This is a genomic window from Ruminococcus sp. 8Y-12 (assembly GCF_058119865.1).
On sequence record NZ_CM176623.1, the window covers coordinates 654,213 to 671,966 of the forward strand.

The window sequence follows — 17,754 nt, forward strand, 5'->3', positions numbered from 1 at the left end:
TTGTTTTTACCGGTTATCATAGTGTGAAATGTAACTAGACTAGCATACATAAATGGTATCATTTACACATTTTAATACCAATGTGATTTTCAAAGATCTTTTTTCGAATTTTAACGGTAAATAATACTATTTTTCCCCTTTTAAATAAAAAACTCCACTGGCTGCACCAAACGGATACAGTCAGCGAAGTTTTCTATTTTCTTCATCAATTATCTTCATATATTTATGGTTTATATATTTTCAGGCACTCCAAAAACCTCTCCCCATACTTCTCATACTTAAACTCCCCGACCCCGGACACCCCCAGCATCTCGTCCCTGGTCCCGGGCTTCACAATGCACATATGTACCAAGGTCTTATCCGAAAACACAATGTAAGGCGGCACCTTCTCAGCCCTGGCAATCTCCATGCGCAGGGCGCGCAGGCGCTCAAACAAAGCTTCCTCCCCCTCCCCAAGCTCGGCTCCCGCCGCAGGCCCCTTCTTTTTCTTGGCTTCACCCTTAACTTTGGCGGCATGTTCCTGCTCCTTTGCCATCTTCATGGTAAGCGTCTGTCCGTCCTCAAGGATCTCCCCGGACTTGCCCGTCAGTTTCACAATGGCATACTCATCGTTTGTCACAGTTAAATACCCATTCAGCATCAGGTAGTTCATCACCTGACGCAGCTTGTATGTGGGGATCTTTGCCAGAGCTCCATAGTGGGGATTCTCGTCCATATGATAGTTCCGGATCTTGACCGTGTTGGCTCCGTGGACCGTATCAATCACCACATTCACTCCGTACCTCTGGCGGCAGCTCTGCACACAGCCGGCAAGATGAGCTGCGATCTTAGTCACGTCCACGGTCTCAAACTGGCTCAGACAGTTGGAACAGTTTCCACAGTAGTTGCTGCCGTACTCCCCAAAATAGCGGAGAATATAATCCCTCAGGCATTCATTTGTAAAGCAGTAAAAGGTCATCCTGCGCAGACGTTCCCGGTCCCGCTCCTGGACAATGGTCCTGGTGACCTCATCCAGCTCCTGATTATCCTGATTATTTCCTATGAAAAACTGGTTGGTGATTACATCCTGACCTCCGTACAGAAGGATGCAGTCTGCCGGCTCCCCGTCCCTTCCGGCCCGGCCTGCCTCCTGATAGTAGGACTCCATATTCTTGGGCATGTTGTAGTGGAGCACAAAGCGTACATTGGACTTGTCAATGCCCATTCCAAAGGCATTGGTAGCCACCATCACCGGGCTGCGGTCGTAGATGAAGTCATCCTGGTTCTGTCTGCGCTCCTCATCGTTCAGGCCCGCATGGTATCTGGTAGCCGATACGCCGTCCTTTATCAGCCTTTCGCACACCTCCTCCACAAGCTTTCTGGTTGCGCAGTAAATGATCCCGCTGGTGCCGGGATGACACTCCAGATAATTCTTCACCGCAGCAAACTTATCCTTCGGAGACTGTACCCCGAAATACAGATTGTTTCTGTCAAATCCGGTGGTGAGCACCGTGGGATTCTGAAGCATCAGAATGTCAATGATGTCATCCCTCACCTCCCTGGTGGCTGTTGCCGTGAAGGCGCTGACCACAGGGCGCTGAGGAAGACGCCGGATGAACTCTACGATTTTCAGATAGCTAGGTCTAAAGTCCTGCCCCCACTGGGATACGCAGTGGGCCTCATCCACTGCGATCATGGAGATCTTCACCCTGGAATCCAAAGCAAAGTCCAGAAACTCCTCTGTGGTAAGCCGCTCCGGCGCCACGTAGATGATGGGGTAGCGTCCCGCTTTGGCGTACTCCAGCGCCTTATAATACTGGGCAGCACTTAAGGAGCTGTTTAGGAATGCGGCGTGAATCCCCGCCTGGTTCAACGCCCCCACCTGGTCTTTCATCAGGGAGATGAGCGGGGAGACCACCAGGGTGATCCCCCCAAAGATAAGCGCCGGAATCTGATAGCACAGGGACTTTCCCGCTCCGGTGGGCATGATCCCCAGGGTATCCCTTCCCTCCAGGATGCTGTCAATCAGCACTCTCTGCCCTTCCCGGAATTCATCGTATCCGAAATATTTCTTTAGTATACTCTCACAAGTCATGTGAAGTGAACCTCCTTGAATATCTGCTGTACTCGTTGTAATTACAACGGAATTGATTTACTTATGGTATTATACTGAAGCTGCAAAGTCAACCAAACACTGTGCTAAGGGAAAAATGATACGGAAAATAATTTAGAAAAACGCAGAAAAATCACGCGGTTTGCACCGTAAGGCTTGCAGAAGCTTTTAGAAGAAATGAAATTCAGAATATCACTGTGGTCATATCTGTGATAAATACAATGGCCCTTTACCTATTTATTACCTGTTTTAATACTGCTTCCCATGTTATGGAAGTACCCTCAAGCAGGTTGAAATTTCCGACTTGAGGATACAGTAGTTTATTATATTTATGCTAACATTTTAATTATATATCACCTGCGGCAATTCTGCAACACTAAAAACAGCCGTTCCGGCTCTATTGGCTTCGGAACAAAATCGTTCATTCCCGCTGCTCTGGCAGCCTCCATATCCTCGTTGAAAGAGTTTGCTGTCATGGCTATAATAGGTATGTCCGAATCCTGCCGCCCACTGGCCCGAATAGCGCGTGCTGCCTGGTGTCCGTCCATAACAGGCATGCGTATGTCCATAAGGACTGCCTGGAAATCTCCCGGTTCACTGGCACAAAACAAATCCACCGCTTCCTGCCCGTCAGCGGCACGGCTTACGGCAATACCCTGAGTTGCCAGGAGCTCCTGCGCAATTTCCGCATTGATCTCATTGTCCTCAGCCAGCAAAATTCGCATACCAGCCAGGCTCCGCTGCTGTTTCACCTCTGTGTTCTCAAGCTTTTCCTCTTCCTCCCCCAAAGGAAAACATAGCGTCATATAGAATTCAGACCCTTTCCCCGGTTCACTTTTCACCTGGAGGTCTCCCCCCATCATCCTGGCAAAGCTGCGGCTGATGGGCAGGCCAAGGCCAGTACCTGCACTATTTGATGTAAAAGATACTACTTGTTCAAAAGCTTTGAAAATCCGTTCCTGGTCATCCCGGGCGATGCCTACACCTGTATCCCGTACAAAAAAATGATATTCTGCTTCTTTTCCATCGCAGCCAGTTTCCTCTGCATACAAAATAACCGTTCCTCCTGCCGGAGTAAATTTCAATGCGTTTGAAAGCAGATTGAGCAATATCTGACGCAGACGGATGGCATCTCCCACCAGCCACTCATGCCCGATTTTACATTGTGCCTGAAACTGAATCCCTTTCTGTTCAGCCTGAACTTCGATCATCTCCCGGATATCGGCCAATACAACAGATACTGAGAAATTTTTCTGCTCGACCTCTATTTTTCCGTTTTCAATCTTTGACATATCCAGAATATCATTTATCAGTGAGAGAAGGTACCTGGAAGAACTGCGGATTTTTTCCAATTTTTTCTCCACCTCAGGTGGTATGTCCTTCTCTATCCTAACCAGATCAGTCAGCCCTATGATTGCATTCATGGGGGTTCTTATTTCATGGCTCATCTGCGACAGAAACTCACTTTTTGCCCTGCTCTTCGCCTCTGCTGCCTCTAGCTGGCTCTGCATCAGCGAGTTCTTCATCCTGCTCTTGATAATAAGTAAAAACCCAGCGCCGGAGAGCAGCAGCACTGCCCCGAAAATCAGAACAAATGCAACAGGATTCGCATAAAGCATATCCTGAAGTGACATACTGGTAAAGCCTACAGATACCATATTCCGATTGAGCATATCATTCTTTTCTTCTGTGGAGATACTACCAATTGCTTTATTTAAAATTGTAAGCAGCTCCGGTTCCACCGGCCTGGCTGCAGCCAGAGCAACATCCGTATTGCCAATGACCCGGGACACCTGCTGGACATTCAGATAGCGGTGCTTCTGCATCTCCTGTTCCAGCATAGCAGACATACCGTATATATAATCTACTTCTCCGGCATTGACCGCCGCAATCATCTCCCGGACCGTTTCATAGCGTTGTATACTCTCTGCCTCCAAGCCGGCGGGCAAAGCCCGGCCGTTTAGTATTCCACAGGAAAGCCCCTGGCCGGGATAACTGACTTTCTTATTTTTCAGTACAATATTATTTAGATTTATGTAGGGCGCCGTCAGCGCCAGACCATAAGAAAATGCTTCTTCCTCGTCTCCCAGAAAACCTCCCAGGATATCGGCCTCTCCCCGCTCTACCATTTTGATGCTTTCCCAATAGCTGTCAGCATAGACATAGGAAAACTGCAGACCCGAATATGCACTGATTTTTTCCAGTATTTCAGGCAGTATCCCCTTAGGCTGATCCGGCGGACTGTCAGGGCAGTGAATAGGACGCCAGTCTGCTTGCACCACTACAATAATGGTTCCTTTTTCAGAAATGTATTGAAGCTCCTTATCATTGAACTGGACATCTGCGAACTTCACATCAGGGAAATTGGCATTATAGGACTCCTCCGCAAAATTTGGCGTGGACTCCAAAATATGTTGAAGCGCTGTGTTCAGCTCATCCAAAACCTCATTGTTTCCTACGGTAGTAACAATATAATAGGGCTGTGCCAAAAAAGAAGTCACCATACGAAATTCTCCGCCAATTTCCTGTTCATTTCCCAGCAGCATATCCACTTCGCCATCCCGAAGCTGGCGGTATAGATTTCCAGCGCCTTTCATATCTTCATAGGTAAAATATTTTAGTTTGCAGTCCAGTCCATTGCTGCTGAGAAATTCCTGCAGATACCGAATCTTATCTACAGCCTTCTCATAAACACCAATCGTCTTTCCATTCAGTGTGGATAAATCATATCCCCGCAGATTATCATCCTCTCTTCTGCAAAGAAGTACCGCACGGCTACTTCCTGTGCTATAGTCGGGATAAGCAAAATATTTCTCATATTCAGGGGAGTAAAATGCGCCTCCCATCAGATCATACTGTCCATCCAGGAAATTAGGAACCACCTCCTCATTGTCCACTGGTATATACTCATATTCCCAGTCCGTATATTTTGCAATTTCGTTGAGATAATCCACCAGTAGCCCTGTGTGTCTGCCGTATTGATCTGTTTGGCTGATTCCTTCCAGTTCTGGGAACGCTACCTTCAATGTACGTATCTCTAAAGCCTGGGCATTTGCATTCCCTGCGCTGAGGCAAACAAAGAAGCAAAGCATTATTCCCGCTGCAACATACTGAAACAAAAGAAACCTCTTATTATTCATATTGTTTTCCCCATTCTATTCTCTAGCATTTTGACAGACGGTAACGAAGTCCGTATTTACCTTTTTCATATTCATCTTTATTTCAGTATAACAAAGGAATAAAAAAAGGGCAACTACCGTTATACACATCGGAAAAATTATTAGTAAAACCTTACTTTCTATGATATTATGAATAAAAGAGACAAGCTGCAGCCCGATAAACCATAATGTTTTCATAGGGGATAGATAATAAATGGAATTGCATAAAATCATTTTCGACTTATTAGTAACGCAGATCCAATTCGGAACCTATCGATATTTAGATCTGCTGCCCAAGATGGAAGATGTCAGCCAGTGGTTTTCTGTTTCACTGGATACCGTTAAAGCAGCGTATCACCAGTTGAAAAAAGAGGGTTATATCACTTTAACCAAAAGGACTGGAGCTATAGTAGACATTCAGCTTGAGGAAGCGGAGTTGGAGAGGAATATTCAAACATTTTTTGCACTGCGCAGAGATGCGATTGCGGATCTGTGCCAGTCCTTTGTCCCACTGTTCAGCTGCGCCCAGTGGTATGGCCTGAAAAATGCCAGCCCGGAACAGCTCGACGAATTAGAGCGCCTCTGCTCACAGTCCAAAATACTCAGGCCATACATTATGGTTCAGCATATTCGTCTCATCTACGGCTCGCTCAACAACGTGCTGCTGCTGCGGTTAATCTGGCAGTCGTTCCTTTTTTATCAAGCTCCTTTTATGAGCCTGCCGGCAAACTTAGCGGCTTTCGAGGATTCCGATGCCCCCCTGCTCAACATGGTCCGCCTATGCCGGCAAAAGGATTGGAACGGACTTTGGGAAACGGTTGCATCCTGCCAGGAACAGATTACAACTGCAATCCACTGGTTTTATGCGTACCGCATCACCTCAGTGCCAAACGATGCACCTGTCGCCTTCAATTGGAACGCCTATCAGAACTCTTCCCAGCGATGTTACTCCTTAGCAATCGATATTTTGAAGGGTATCCGCCAGGGCATTTTTGCACAGGATGGTTTTTTGCCATCCCCTGCAAAAATAGCAGAATATATGCAGGTCTCTACCATTACCGTCCGCCGTACCATAAAGCTGCTCAATCAGCTAGGGGTTACCCAATCCATTAACGGAGTAGGCACCAAGCTTTTAAGTATGGAGCAAAGTATGGAGAATTGCGACTTTACCCAGCCATTGGTTCAAAAGCGCCTGCTGAACTTTACACAAAGCCTGCAGATCCTGGCAATGACTTGCGGGGCCTGTATAAAGAGTATCCTGACAAACCCTTCCGCTGTTGACATGTGGAAAAAACGGTTAGCGTACACAAAAGAAAGCTTCCGGTATGAATCAGTAGTGTATGCCTCCATCGAGATTATCCCCCGTTACGCCCAAAATCAAACCATCCGCCAAATATATGAGCAGTTAGTTTGTTTTCTTCTTTGGGGCTATCCCCTGCGCTGTATGCACGGCTCCCGGGAGGACATCAACAGATTTTATCTCCCTTATATTAATTTCTTTTTGGAAAGCCTTGAAAGCTGCGATTGGGATGGGGCGGCTGAATCCTTGGAAAGCCTGCTGTTCTATGAGCTGCAATTTGCGGCAACCCGTTTGGATGAGCTGGGTGTAAAAAATATCACCAGTCTTTTATTTACAGAGCGTGAACCATCCTCTTTTACACCGTCAAATCATTAAGCCATTCTAATCTGCTATATATGTAAGTACCAAAATCTGCAAGAAAAGGTTTTGGTGCTTTTTTAATATGAAAGTTTTTTATTCATTGCTATTTTTATATTCTATTGTTATAATAAAACAATACAGTGGTATGTGATAAAGGTATGGCTTGCCCCATTGCCCATGTCTGAGACAGCACACATTCCCGTTTCGTTACAGAATTGTACAGAAAATGAAAGTGAGAAGTTTCATGATGAAAAATATGAAAATACGTTCCAGACTATTGTTATCTTATGCTGTCATTATCTTCATCAGCATGTTTGCCAGTATCATCTCCTTTTTTTTGCTCAATAAGCTTGGCAATAATTTGACCAGCTTTTATGACAACAATTATACGGTCACAATTAATGTATCAATAGCCAGAAGGGAGATGCAATCAGCACGGGCCTATATTTTGGAAGCAGTCATTGAAACGGACAACAATACTGTAAAAGAGATGGTTGACAAGGCCAGTAACAGTCTGGCTAATATGAGGGCAACCTTTCCAGTTATAAGAGAAAGATTCAAAGGTGACAAAGCACTAGTGGATGATGTGGATGAAATTTTGTCACAGGCAATAATATATCGAGACAAGGTATTTGATCTGCTTCTGGCATTAAAAAGCGACGAGGCTTTTGAGGTGACAATAAACAGCTATATACCACTTCTCGATCAGATGGGTGATAAGCTGCAGGAAATCGCAGATGTTGCGGGACAAAATGCCTTAAAAATGGTACAAAGCGGCCAGCAGGCACAAACAGCGGCGGTTGTGACGATTCTATCAATCACCGTATTAGGAGGGGCTCTTGCTGGGTTTCTTGGAATTTATATCTCAAACGGCATACGAAAGCCAATCAATGAAATTGAACTGGCTGCCCAAAAATTGGCAAGGGGTGAATTGGATTCCATCGAAATCATCTACACGTCTGAAGACGAATTGGGTAAATTATCCGACAGCATCCGCAGCTTAATCTATACACAAGAGAAAATCATACGGGATATTGCGCATATAATGCACGATTTATCAAAGGGTGACTTTACAACCCATTCTAATGCTTTAGAATTTTATGCTGGAAATTATGGTGAAATTATCACATCCATGAGAACCCTCAGGGACAATTTAAGCCAAACCCTTCATCAAATCAACATGGCCTCTGACCAGGTATCTGCTGGCAGCGAACAGGTGTCCTTTGGTGCGCAGGATCTTTCTCATGGGTCCTTTGAGCAAGCTGCCTCAGTGGAAGAGCTTGCAGTTGCCATAGATCAAATATCCTCACAAGTAAACGGAACCGCTGTTAATGCAGAGGCAGCCAGCGGTCAAGCCAATATGGTTGGCAAAGAAATGGTGGATAGTAATCAGAAAATGCAGGATATGATTGAGGCAATGGAAAAAATAAACAAATGTTCCAGAGAAATCGTACATATCAATAAGACCATAGAGGAAATTGCTTTCCAAACGAATATACTGGCACTCAATGCCGCAGTGGAAGCCGCACGCGCCGGAGCAGCGGGCAGGGGATTTACTGCAGTCGCAAGTGAAGTTCGCAATCTTGCCAACAAGTCTGCAAAGGCTTCTAAAAATACAGCCTCATTGATTAACGGGTCTTTAGCTGCCGTTGAAGAGGGGACGAAAATTGCTGATGATACTGCAAAGGCTTTGCATATCGCTGTAAAAGGAGTTCATCAGGTAATTGATAAAATTGATAAAATATCCTTGGCTTCCAAAGAGCAGGCAGATGCAATTTCTCAGGTAACACAAGGAATTAACCGAATCTCTGATGTAGTACAAACAAATTCGGCCACGGCCGAGGAAAGCGCAGCTGCCAGTGAGGAGCTTTCAGCCCAGGCCCAGATGTTAAAAAATCTTGTAGACAGATTTAAGATATCCGATATCAAAGCTCTGGAACGATAGTATTTTATAGATTTTATCCCTTGTTTTTTGCCCAAAAAGTGATATATTTATTATATGGCTATCTATAGTCTGACAAATTGGGGCTTACTGAAAAGGAGATGGGGATATGACACAGTTAAATTTTGAGAATGAAGAAATCGAGAAATACTATCGCCAGATGCGCAGAAATCTGGGGATTGGCCATCCCAGCCACTGGGACCATAAACCAAAGATCACAAAGGAAGATGTGGACAATTACGTGAAGGATGCAAAGAATATCCTGGCCTGCTGAACGTGTCAGGTCTGTTACTAGCGTTACTGCCCGAGCGGTACGATCTTCCGGCTAAAAGAAACAGCTTCCTCCGGCGCAGGGCTATGCTTTGCGCCGGAGGAAGCGTCCGTCTTAGCTTGTAACAGCCCGCCCCAGTCTGAATTGTTACGATTCTATTGGCTCCCCTTTAACTCTGTTTCTTCTTTGAAACAACATCAAAGGCAACTGCCGCTAAAAGCACAAGTCCCTTTACCAGCTTCTGGTAGTTTGCATCCACTCCCATAATATACATCCCCAGGTTTATAACTCCCATCAGGGTTGCTCCAATGATCACTCCGGGTACCGTTCCGGTACCGCCATAGGCCGATGCTCCTCCGATAAAGCAGGAGCTGATGGCATCCATTTCATAGTTTCCTCCAGCGGTAGGATTTGCGGAATTCAAACGTGCTATAGTAACCATGGCTGCAATCGCTGCTAAAAATCCCATATTCATATAGGCCAAAAAGTAGACTCTGTTTGTGTTAATTCCCGATAATGCCGCGGCTTTTTCATTTCCTCCAACAGCATAAAAGTATCTTCCGGTTGTTGTCTTTGATGTGATATATGCATACAGCAGTATCACCACTGCCACCCATATCAGAACGTTCGGAATTCCCTTGTACATTGCAAGGCGGTTGGTGAACCACAGTATTACAACACTGATTAAAACCAGCCGGAAAAGAACTGCCTTAAAATCGACGACTTCATAACCTTTTTTGATCTTATCTTTTCTGTTTTTTAGGGTGAGCATAAAATACAAAACCACCGCCAGAACACCGATCAGCATACATGTGATATTGAACCCTTGTCCGCCGAATAAGTCAGGTACATATCCATTGAATATGCCCATAAAATCATTTGGCAGCGGCGCTAAGGTTCGTCCCTGAAGTACGATGTTCGCCACCCCACGAAACATGAGCATGCCTGCCAGGGTTACAATAAACGGAGGAATTCTGACATAGGCAATCCAAAATCCCTGCCAAATACCAATTAAAATTCCCACCACAATCATTACGACTAAGGTCAAAGGCGTTGAGAATTTCATGTTAACCATCAGCGCGCCGCCGATCGCTCCCACAAAAGCCACAACAGACCCTACACTCAGGTCAATGTTACCGCCTGTCAGGATACATAACAGCATACCTGTGGCAAGAATAAATACATATGAGTTCTGAGCAATGAGATTATTGATATTCTGGGGTAAAATCATACTCCCGCCTGTTCTCACTGTGAAAAATAAAAATACAATTATTAAAACAATAACCATAGTATTTTTTTTCAAACCTTGAATTATTTTTTCTTTTCCCATCTTATTCTCCTTTATCCGATCTTAGTATACAAGTCATGATGGATTCCTGGCTTGCTTCATCCTTTGACAGTTCCCCAACAATCCGCCCTTCGTTCATAACGTAAATACGGTCCGACATGCCAAGTACTTCAGGAAGCTCAGAAGATATCATAATAACTGACTTCCCCTCTGCAACCAATGTATTTATGATCGAATATATCTCATATTTGGCGCTAACATCAATTCCCCTTGTAGGTTCATCCAATATCAAAACCTCAGGATTCGTAAACATCCATTTGGCCAGCAATACTTTCTGCATATTTCCGCCGCTTAAATTCCCTACCTTCTGCTCCACCGTGGGACATTTGGTTCTCAGCTTCTCTTTATACTCTACAGCCACCTGATATTCCTTGTCTTCATCTATGATTCCCAGCGGTTTGCTGCTGATTTCGTCCAGATTTGCCATTGTCGTATTGATTTTAATGGAGTCGGCAAGAACCAGTCCATTCCCTTTTCGGTCTTCCGTCACATATGCAAGTCCACACCGAATGGCTTCTTTCACATTTCGAATCCGTACCTCATTGCCATTCAGCTTCAGAACTCCAGTAACATTACTTCCGTAGCTTTTTCCGAATATGCTCATGGCAAGTTCCGTTCTTCCTGCACCCATCAAGCCTGCAATGCCTACCACTTCTCCCTTACGTACTTTTAGGGAAACATCATTCACGACCTTATGTCCGGCATAAACAGGATGATCCACACTCCAATTTTTTACTTCCATGCTTACACCGCCAATTTTTACATCTTTTCTCTTTGGAAAACGATCCGTTATTTCACGTCCGACCATTCCTCTGATGATTCTGTCTTCTGAGACCTCATTGACATGGTTGTTCAGCGTCTCGATTGTGGAACCATCACGAATAACCGTAATCTTGTCTGCTACGTACGCAATCTCATTTAGTTTATGGGAAATGATAATCATCGTCATTCCCTGCTTTTTAAAAGAAAGCATTAACTCAAGCAAAGCCTTTGAATCTTCTTCATTCAGGGAAGAAGTCGGTTCATCTAATATAAGTAATCTGGCTTTCTTTGCAAGGGCCTTGGCAATCTCCACCAACTGCTGCTTTCCTACGCTTATATCTTTTACCAGTGTTCTGGAAGATTCGGACAAACCCACTTTTTCCAGATATTTATCGGCTTCTCCATAGGTATCGTTCCAATCAATTGCAAGCTTTTTCCCTTTTTCATTTCCAAGATACATATTCTCGCCGATTGTCATATAAGGAATCAAGGCCAGCTCCTGATGAATAATTACAATACCGTCCTTCTCGCTGTCCTTTATATTTGAATACTTGCAGAGTTTGCCATCATAAATTATTTCGCCTTCATAAGATCCATAGGGATAAATGCCGCTTAGTACATTCATAAGCGTCGATTTCCCGGCTCCGTTTTCTCCGCAGAGCGCATGTATCTCTCCTTCACGTACCTGTAAATTGACTTGATCAAGAGCCTTTACACCGGGAAAAGTTTTGGTAATGTTTTTCATTTCTAACAGAATTTCTGCCAACTTTATACCCCCTTCCTTTTATCCACTCATTTGTAAAAGGGCGAGAAGGTTCCCGCCCTTATGTCCGTTCGTAACTATTCAACAGGTCTGCGCATTTACTGCGCTGACCGTAAGAAAATGATTCAGGAGTGCAAAAATCCCATCACCGAAGGTGATTTTAAATGGATTTTTGCATGTAACTGTGAAGTCACCGAACAGTTACGTCTGTTCTTTATTTCAAGTCGTCTTCGCTGTAATAGCCGGTATCAACAAGCAGCTCTTTGTAATTGTTTATGTCAGCAACTACCGGTTCACACAAGTATGTAGGGATCACACCAGTTCCATTGTCATATGTTTCCGTATCATTTACTTCCGCTTCAGATCCACTGATAATCGCGTCTACCATCTTTACGGTCTGTTCTGCCAAAGCACGGGTATCCTTGAAAACTGACATGGACTGTTTTCCTGCGATAATGTTTTTCACGTTAGCGATGTCACAGTCCTGACCTGTGATGATCGGCCATTCACCCGTGTAAGATGCTTCCAATGCATTCTCCACACCAAGAGCTGTTGAATCGTTAGAGCACAGAACAACATCCAGTTTTGTTCCATCTGAGTAGTTGGATGCTAAGATCGCTTCCATTCTGGCCTGTGCGGTTGCGGTATCCCAATTTGCTGTTGCAACTTCATTCTTTTCCTTCTGACCTGAAGGGATTACTAATTTGCCGGACTCAATATATGGATTTAAGACATCCATTGCCCCGCCGAAGAAGAAGTTTACGTTGTTATCTGCAGGGTCTCCTGTGAAGAGTTCCAAGTTAAAGGGGCCTTCTGCGTTCTCCAAATCCAAAGCCTTGACAATGTACTCGCCCTGTTTCTGTCCAACCAGATAATTATCAAAGGTTGCATAATAGCTGATGGCATCAGTGTTCATAATCAGACGGTCATAGGATACCACAGGGATTCCGGCCTCTTTTGCTTTTGCAAGCGGGTCACCCAGTGAACTTCCGTCAATGGAGCCTACTACCAGAACGTCACATCCATTAGAGATCATTGTCTCTACCTGGGAAACCTGAGTTGCCACATCATTCCCCGCAAACTGAAGATCAACCTCGTATCCCGCTGCTTCAAGCTGGTTCTTCATATTTTCGCCATCCTGATTCCAGCGCTGAAGGTCCTTTGTGGGCATTGACACACCAACCTTACCGCCGCCAGCATTGTTCTCTTCCTTGGCATCCCCTTCCTGACTTTCCTCTGAACTGTCGGCTGCCTTTGCTTCTGTACCCTCTGTCACCGCTTCCGTTTTTGCTTCTGTCGCTGCCGTAGCTGCTGTGCCTTCCGTTTCTGCCGGTTTAGAGCCACATCCTGCTGCCATTGCAGCAACCATAGCCGCACATAACAAAGTACTTACAAGTTTCTTTTTCATGCTAATCCTCCTTAAATGAATTATTTTTATTGGTTAATATGACTATATCATTACTAAGTCTGGAATAACTTGCTAACGGCTATAAATTTTTGCTGATTGATAAAAACCAGACGCCAAACTATAGCATTTTTTTGCGTACTCGTATAAAAAGGATATTAACAAAAATACTGCTACTTGGAATGCAGGTAAACCTCATCCCTGAAGTGAAATTGTGAATCAATAATTTCCTCATCTAAATTATCTTTCGTCACTGCTACAGGCTCTAGACAATACGCAGGCACTTTATACAGTCCATCAAACATTGTATTTTGGGTATTTATGGACTTGTCCTTAGCCAAGGCTACGGAGTACTGAGCCGCCTGTTTTGCTAAGATCTGTAAGTCCTTATATACTGTCATATACTGCTGGTCCTCAACGATTCTCTGACAAGCACTGATATCTGCATCCTGACCGATCAGCTTTACCTTGTTGACTAATTTTCTCTCAGACAGAGAGCGGAAGGCTCCGGATGCCAGAGTGTCATTTCCGCATATTAATACGTCTATCTCTCCCTGCTGGTTTAGGCAGGCTTCCGCACATTCATATCCATACTCCGCCTTCCACTCCGGCGCATAATCTTTATACACCAGAAACTGGTTATTGTCCTCCAGCACTTTCATTAGTCCTGCTTCCACCTGGCTTACATTATTATCTTTCGGCGCTCCCATGATAGCTGCTATTTTGCCGTCAGATGATAAATCATCCAATGCATACTGAGCCATCAGCTCACCAACCTTTTCATTGTCAAACGAGATATATAAATCCACATTGGCATTCTTTATCAGTCTGTCATAAGCCACTATCTTAATGCCCGCGTTTTGGGCCTTGTTGACCGCTTTTCGCAAACCTTCTGAGTCTGACTCAACAGCAACCACAACTATGACATCAACCTTTTTTTCCATCAGATATTCAATCTGGGAGATCTGCTTTTCTATATCTCCATTTGCATTTTGAATGTTTATCTCCGCCCCCATCTCTGTGGCTGTTGACGTAAAAACATCCCTGTCCCTTTGCCATCTTTCCAAAACAAAGGAATCCCACGACAGTCCAATCTGAATTTTCTGTACTTCCTCAATTTTACCTGCTTTTTCCAGGTTATCTGACCCGGCGCATCCAGAGAGCAAAAGCATCAGACAGATGGACATTATTTTAAACCTATATCTTTTCATGATCTTTAGCACTCCTTTATTAACACTTGCGGAATTTTTATTATAACGGTTGTCCCCTTTCCTTCACCTTCACTGATAATCTGCATCAAATCATTCTGATGATAGAATAAGCTGAGGCGCTCCATGACATTGCTCAGTCCAATCCCGTTAGAGTCATCCTCTTTTTCTACTGCTTGTATCTTTCCTGCTCTTATATCCTCAAGTCTCTGACGCTCAATCCCTGCTCCATTGTCTTCAATGCGAATCACATAATATGGGCCACTGCTCTCAATATCAAGGGTTATGATTCCCGGCCACTCTATATCCCGTATCCCGTAACGTATGGCGTTCTCCACAATCGGCTGAAGTATCATGGCAGGTACCCGTATATTTGTTATGTCACATTGTACATTTTTACGATACTGTATCTCGTCCGAAAATCTGACGTTCATAATATATAAATAATTTTCCACCAATTCTATCTCATCAGAAAGTGAAACATCCGCATCTGTATTCTTCATGCTATATCGAAAAAAAGCGCTCATCCGCTGGATAAAAGAATATGTACCCTCTGCATTTTCCATCATCGCCATCTGCGCCCCCGCATTTAACGTATTGAAAAGAAAATGCGGGTGAATCTGCGCCTGATAGTATTTGAGCTGTGCTTCTTTGAGACTGGCCTCCATGAGCAGTTCTTTCTCTTTTGCCCGATTCTCATTTTGCAGAGAGTCTTTTATCTGCTCCATATAATCCCGGATATTTATAATCATTTTATTAAAAGCTTTTGTTACAATGCCCACCTCATCCATGCTGTATATATGCAATTGCGGTACCGTAAAATCTCCGTCCGCAACACGGTCAGCCATTTTGGAAAGCTCTCTAAGAGGCCAAATAATTTGACGTATCAACAGGCCCAGCAGCAGCACATTGATAAGCGCCACCGTAATGTTTAGTAAAACCGTTATTCTTTCCAGCATCCTCAAACCGTCTGCCAAAGATTTATAATTGCCCGAATTCACCTCAAACTGGACATTATTTAAGCTAAATATCTGGGTATACAAATAATTATAAATTTTCGTAGCTATATCATATTTAATTTTATACTTGCTAATATCCCGTGCCCTTTTTGCCTCAATCGCTTCTGTTGTTAAGGTGGAATAGCTCTTCGCCAATCCCTTAATATTTTTTTCCATAATTTTTGAGCGCTTATCCGAGATTTCATCACTTAAGCCATCGATCAGGCTTCCGAAAATCTGATCGTAACTGTAATAACTTGTCAGTGATTCAGAGCTTTGGGTATCTAAGTATTCCCGCATACTAACTTGAATCCCATTAAGAGCCGAAGAAATTTCATTTAATTTACTATTCGATGTATATACCTGTTCAATATTTTCAAGGCGGTGGCTGATGCTATTGTTCGTAAACATTGTGACAACAAAAGACAACAGCAATGTAACAGCAAATGCTGACATTAACTTCATTGAAATACTCATATCATATTTAATTTTCTTAATAGCTTTCTTCATCAAACGATTCACCCTGTCTTACATTGGCCATTTTATCTTTATCCAAAATTTCAACCTCAACGGGAATATAATCACTGGAGTATCCATATTTGAAAAATTCTTTGATACTCTCAACCGCTTCTGCCCCCATCTGTTTTGTATTAACAACAAAAACAGACGCTATGATGTCTTTATTGATTGCTTCCTCTATTTCTTCTGAGGTGTAAAAACCAATTATTTTTACTTCTCCAACACAATCCAGATCTACCACGCTCTGATAGGAACAAATCGTCTGAGGCAGGCTTGTACAGACAATGACCTCTGGCCGCGTGTCCTGGTTCCTCAGCAAACTGCGGATCTTTTCCTGAACCTCATAAGTTTCACTGCCTGCTATCAGTTGGGCATTTAAAGACGCTTTACAACCCATTTCATCCAGATATTTCTTCATCCCGGTATTCAGCACCGTATTATCCTGGGAATTGTAATCAATATCCCCATCTTCAAATAATACCATAATTTCTCCATCCGGATTAGCTAAATTTTTATAAACCTCCCTTCCAATGTTATAACCCATCTGAAAATTGTTTACCCCAATAAAGCTTTGTCTCTTGCTGCCCACATTGTCTTTATAGACGGTAATCACAACAATTCCCAATTGATAAGCCTGGTCAATCAAATTCGTTAATCTCTTACTCTTAGTTCCCTCAATGATTATGGCATCTACCTGTGAGGCAATTGCCATCTCCATTTTTTCTTCCAGTGTGTAATTTAACGATAGCGAAGACCCATAGCTTTCCACATAGATTTCCAACTCCCTGCCTCTCTCCTTAGCGCCTTCATAAATGGAGTTCCAGAAAGGATCGTCGTAATTTTCGGAGATATATGCACAATGGTACTGATAGTTCTCACCTGATATGTCATCATTTGTCTCCTTATATTGATTCATTAGCTGCCTGTCCCATATTAATACAAACAATACTGCACTTATGAGAAATGCGATCAGTATCAGCATGATTCTGCTTTTAATATCCTTACCCTGTCTCTTCAACACATTCGTTTCCTCCAGAAAATAACAAGCTGAGCACAAATAATATATTCGTCCTTACTTGCTGTCAAAATTCCCCTCAAATCCATTTTTCCACTCGTCGATACCGCCAAGTCTGTATACGTTGACATAGCCTGATTCAAGCGCCTGTTCCAGCGCTCCCTGACTGCGACCGCCCTTTTTACAGTAAAAGATCAGTTCTTGACCGTGATCCTTATATAGCTCTTCTAATTTCTCTTTGATGTCATCGGCCTCTATCGAAATGCTGCCTGAAATATGTTTCTCATCATATTCCTCCTTATCTCTGACATCTATAATCACAGCTCCCTGCTGCTGCTTTTCATATGCTGTTTCACCGGAAATGCGGTATTGCTTTGCATCCTTGACGGCCGCCTTATCACATCCGTATAACATGGTAAAACAGATAAAACAAATCAAAACAGCAATTATTCTTTTTTTAACCATTTCTCTGCCTTTCATACATAGTGCTTTCCGCGTCAGCGGACATGTCCATTTACTTGTGAAGAAGGGACAATCGGGAGATAAAAGCTTCGGTTCCCCTGTTCTTCTAAATATACTTCCCAATTGTCCCAACACGTAAGGTGATGTTTAA

Annotated in this window: 12 protein-coding genes; 3 read left to right on the forward strand and 9 right to left on the reverse strand. The window is 43.6% G+C overall.

Translation table 11 applies throughout. From position 1 onward, the window contains the following. Nucleotides 1-223 precede the first annotated feature (223 nt). Both recQ and AC0THY_RS02445 read right to left on the reverse strand, forming a co-directional pair. Nucleotides 224-2,074, reverse strand: a complete 1,851-nt coding sequence (recQ, locus tag AC0THY_RS02440; protein ID WP_489992881.1) for a DNA helicase RecQ — start codon at nucleotides 2,072-2,074, stop codon at nucleotides 224-226. Nucleotides 2,075-2,445: 371 nt separating this feature from the next. Beyond that, entirely contained in the window at nucleotides 2,446-5,211 is a 2,766-nt protein-coding gene (locus AC0THY_RS02445) for an ATP-binding protein (protein ID WP_489992882.1), read from the reverse strand. A gap of 253 nt (nucleotides 5,212-5,464) precedes the next feature. Between AC0THY_RS02445 and AC0THY_RS02450 the strand changes: the two genes are divergently transcribed. From AC0THY_RS02450 to AC0THY_RS02460, 3 genes are all read left to right on the forward strand, one after another. Then, nucleotides 5,465-6,925: a GntR family transcriptional regulator gene (locus tag AC0THY_RS02450; protein WP_489992883.1), complete on the forward strand. Its 1,461-nt coding sequence runs from the start codon at nucleotides 5,465-5,467 to the stop codon at nucleotides 6,923-6,925. 229 nt (nucleotides 6,926-7,154) lie between these two features. Continuing rightward, nucleotides 7,155-8,855, forward strand: coding sequence for a methyl-accepting chemotaxis protein (locus AC0THY_RS02455; RefSeq protein WP_489992884.1), 1,701 nt, complete (start codon nucleotides 7,155-7,157; stop codon nucleotides 8,853-8,855). A gap of 106 nt (nucleotides 8,856-8,961) precedes the next feature. After that, complete coding sequence (locus AC0THY_RS02460; RefSeq protein WP_489992885.1) at nucleotides 8,962-9,126, forward strand: hypothetical protein; 165 nt, start codon at nucleotides 8,962-8,964, stop codon at nucleotides 9,124-9,126. A 166-nt stretch (nucleotides 9,127-9,292) separates the two neighbouring features. Here the strand turns inward: AC0THY_RS02460 and mmsB are convergent, their stop codons facing one another. From mmsB to AC0THY_RS02495, 7 genes are all read right to left on the reverse strand, one after another. Continuing rightward, entirely contained in the window at nucleotides 9,293-10,453 is a 1,161-nt protein-coding gene (gene mmsB, locus AC0THY_RS02465) for a multiple monosaccharide ABC transporter permease (RefSeq protein ID WP_489992886.1), read from the reverse strand. Nucleotide 10,454: 1 nt separating this feature from the next. After that, the gene (gene mmsA, locus AC0THY_RS02470) at nucleotides 10,455-11,999 is read right to left on the reverse strand and encodes a multiple monosaccharide ABC transporter ATP-binding protein (protein WP_489992887.1); all 1,545 of its coding nucleotides are present in this window, start codon (nucleotides 11,997-11,999) and stop codon (nucleotides 10,455-10,457) included. 211 nt (nucleotides 12,000-12,210) lie between these two features. Beyond that, nucleotides 12,211-13,404: a multiple monosaccharide ABC transporter substrate-binding protein gene (gene chvE / locus AC0THY_RS02475; RefSeq protein WP_489992888.1), complete on the reverse strand. Its 1,194-nt coding sequence runs from the start codon at nucleotides 13,402-13,404 to the stop codon at nucleotides 12,211-12,213. A 170-nt stretch (nucleotides 13,405-13,574) separates the two neighbouring features. Next, on the reverse strand, nucleotides 13,575-14,612 hold the full coding sequence (locus AC0THY_RS02480; protein ID WP_489992889.1) for a sugar ABC transporter substrate-binding protein: 1,038 nt from the start codon (nucleotides 14,610-14,612) through the stop codon (nucleotides 13,575-13,577). 5 nt (nucleotides 14,613-14,617) lie between these two features. Further along, a complete protein-coding gene (locus AC0THY_RS02485; protein ID WP_489992890.1) occupies nucleotides 14,618-16,072 on the reverse strand; it encodes a sensor histidine kinase in 1,455 nt (484 codons plus the stop codon). Between the two features lie 28 nt (nucleotides 16,073-16,100). After that, nucleotides 16,101-17,147 (reverse strand): substrate-binding domain-containing protein, encoded by a 1,047-nt coding sequence (locus tag AC0THY_RS02490; protein WP_489992891.1) that lies wholly within the window; start codon nucleotides 17,145-17,147, stop codon nucleotides 16,101-16,103. 51 nt (nucleotides 17,148-17,198) lie between these two features. Beyond that, nucleotides 17,199-17,606 (reverse strand): rhodanese-like domain-containing protein, encoded by a 408-nt coding sequence (locus AC0THY_RS02495; protein WP_489992892.1) that lies wholly within the window; start codon nucleotides 17,604-17,606, stop codon nucleotides 17,199-17,201. Nucleotides 17,607-17,754 lie beyond the last annotated feature (148 nt).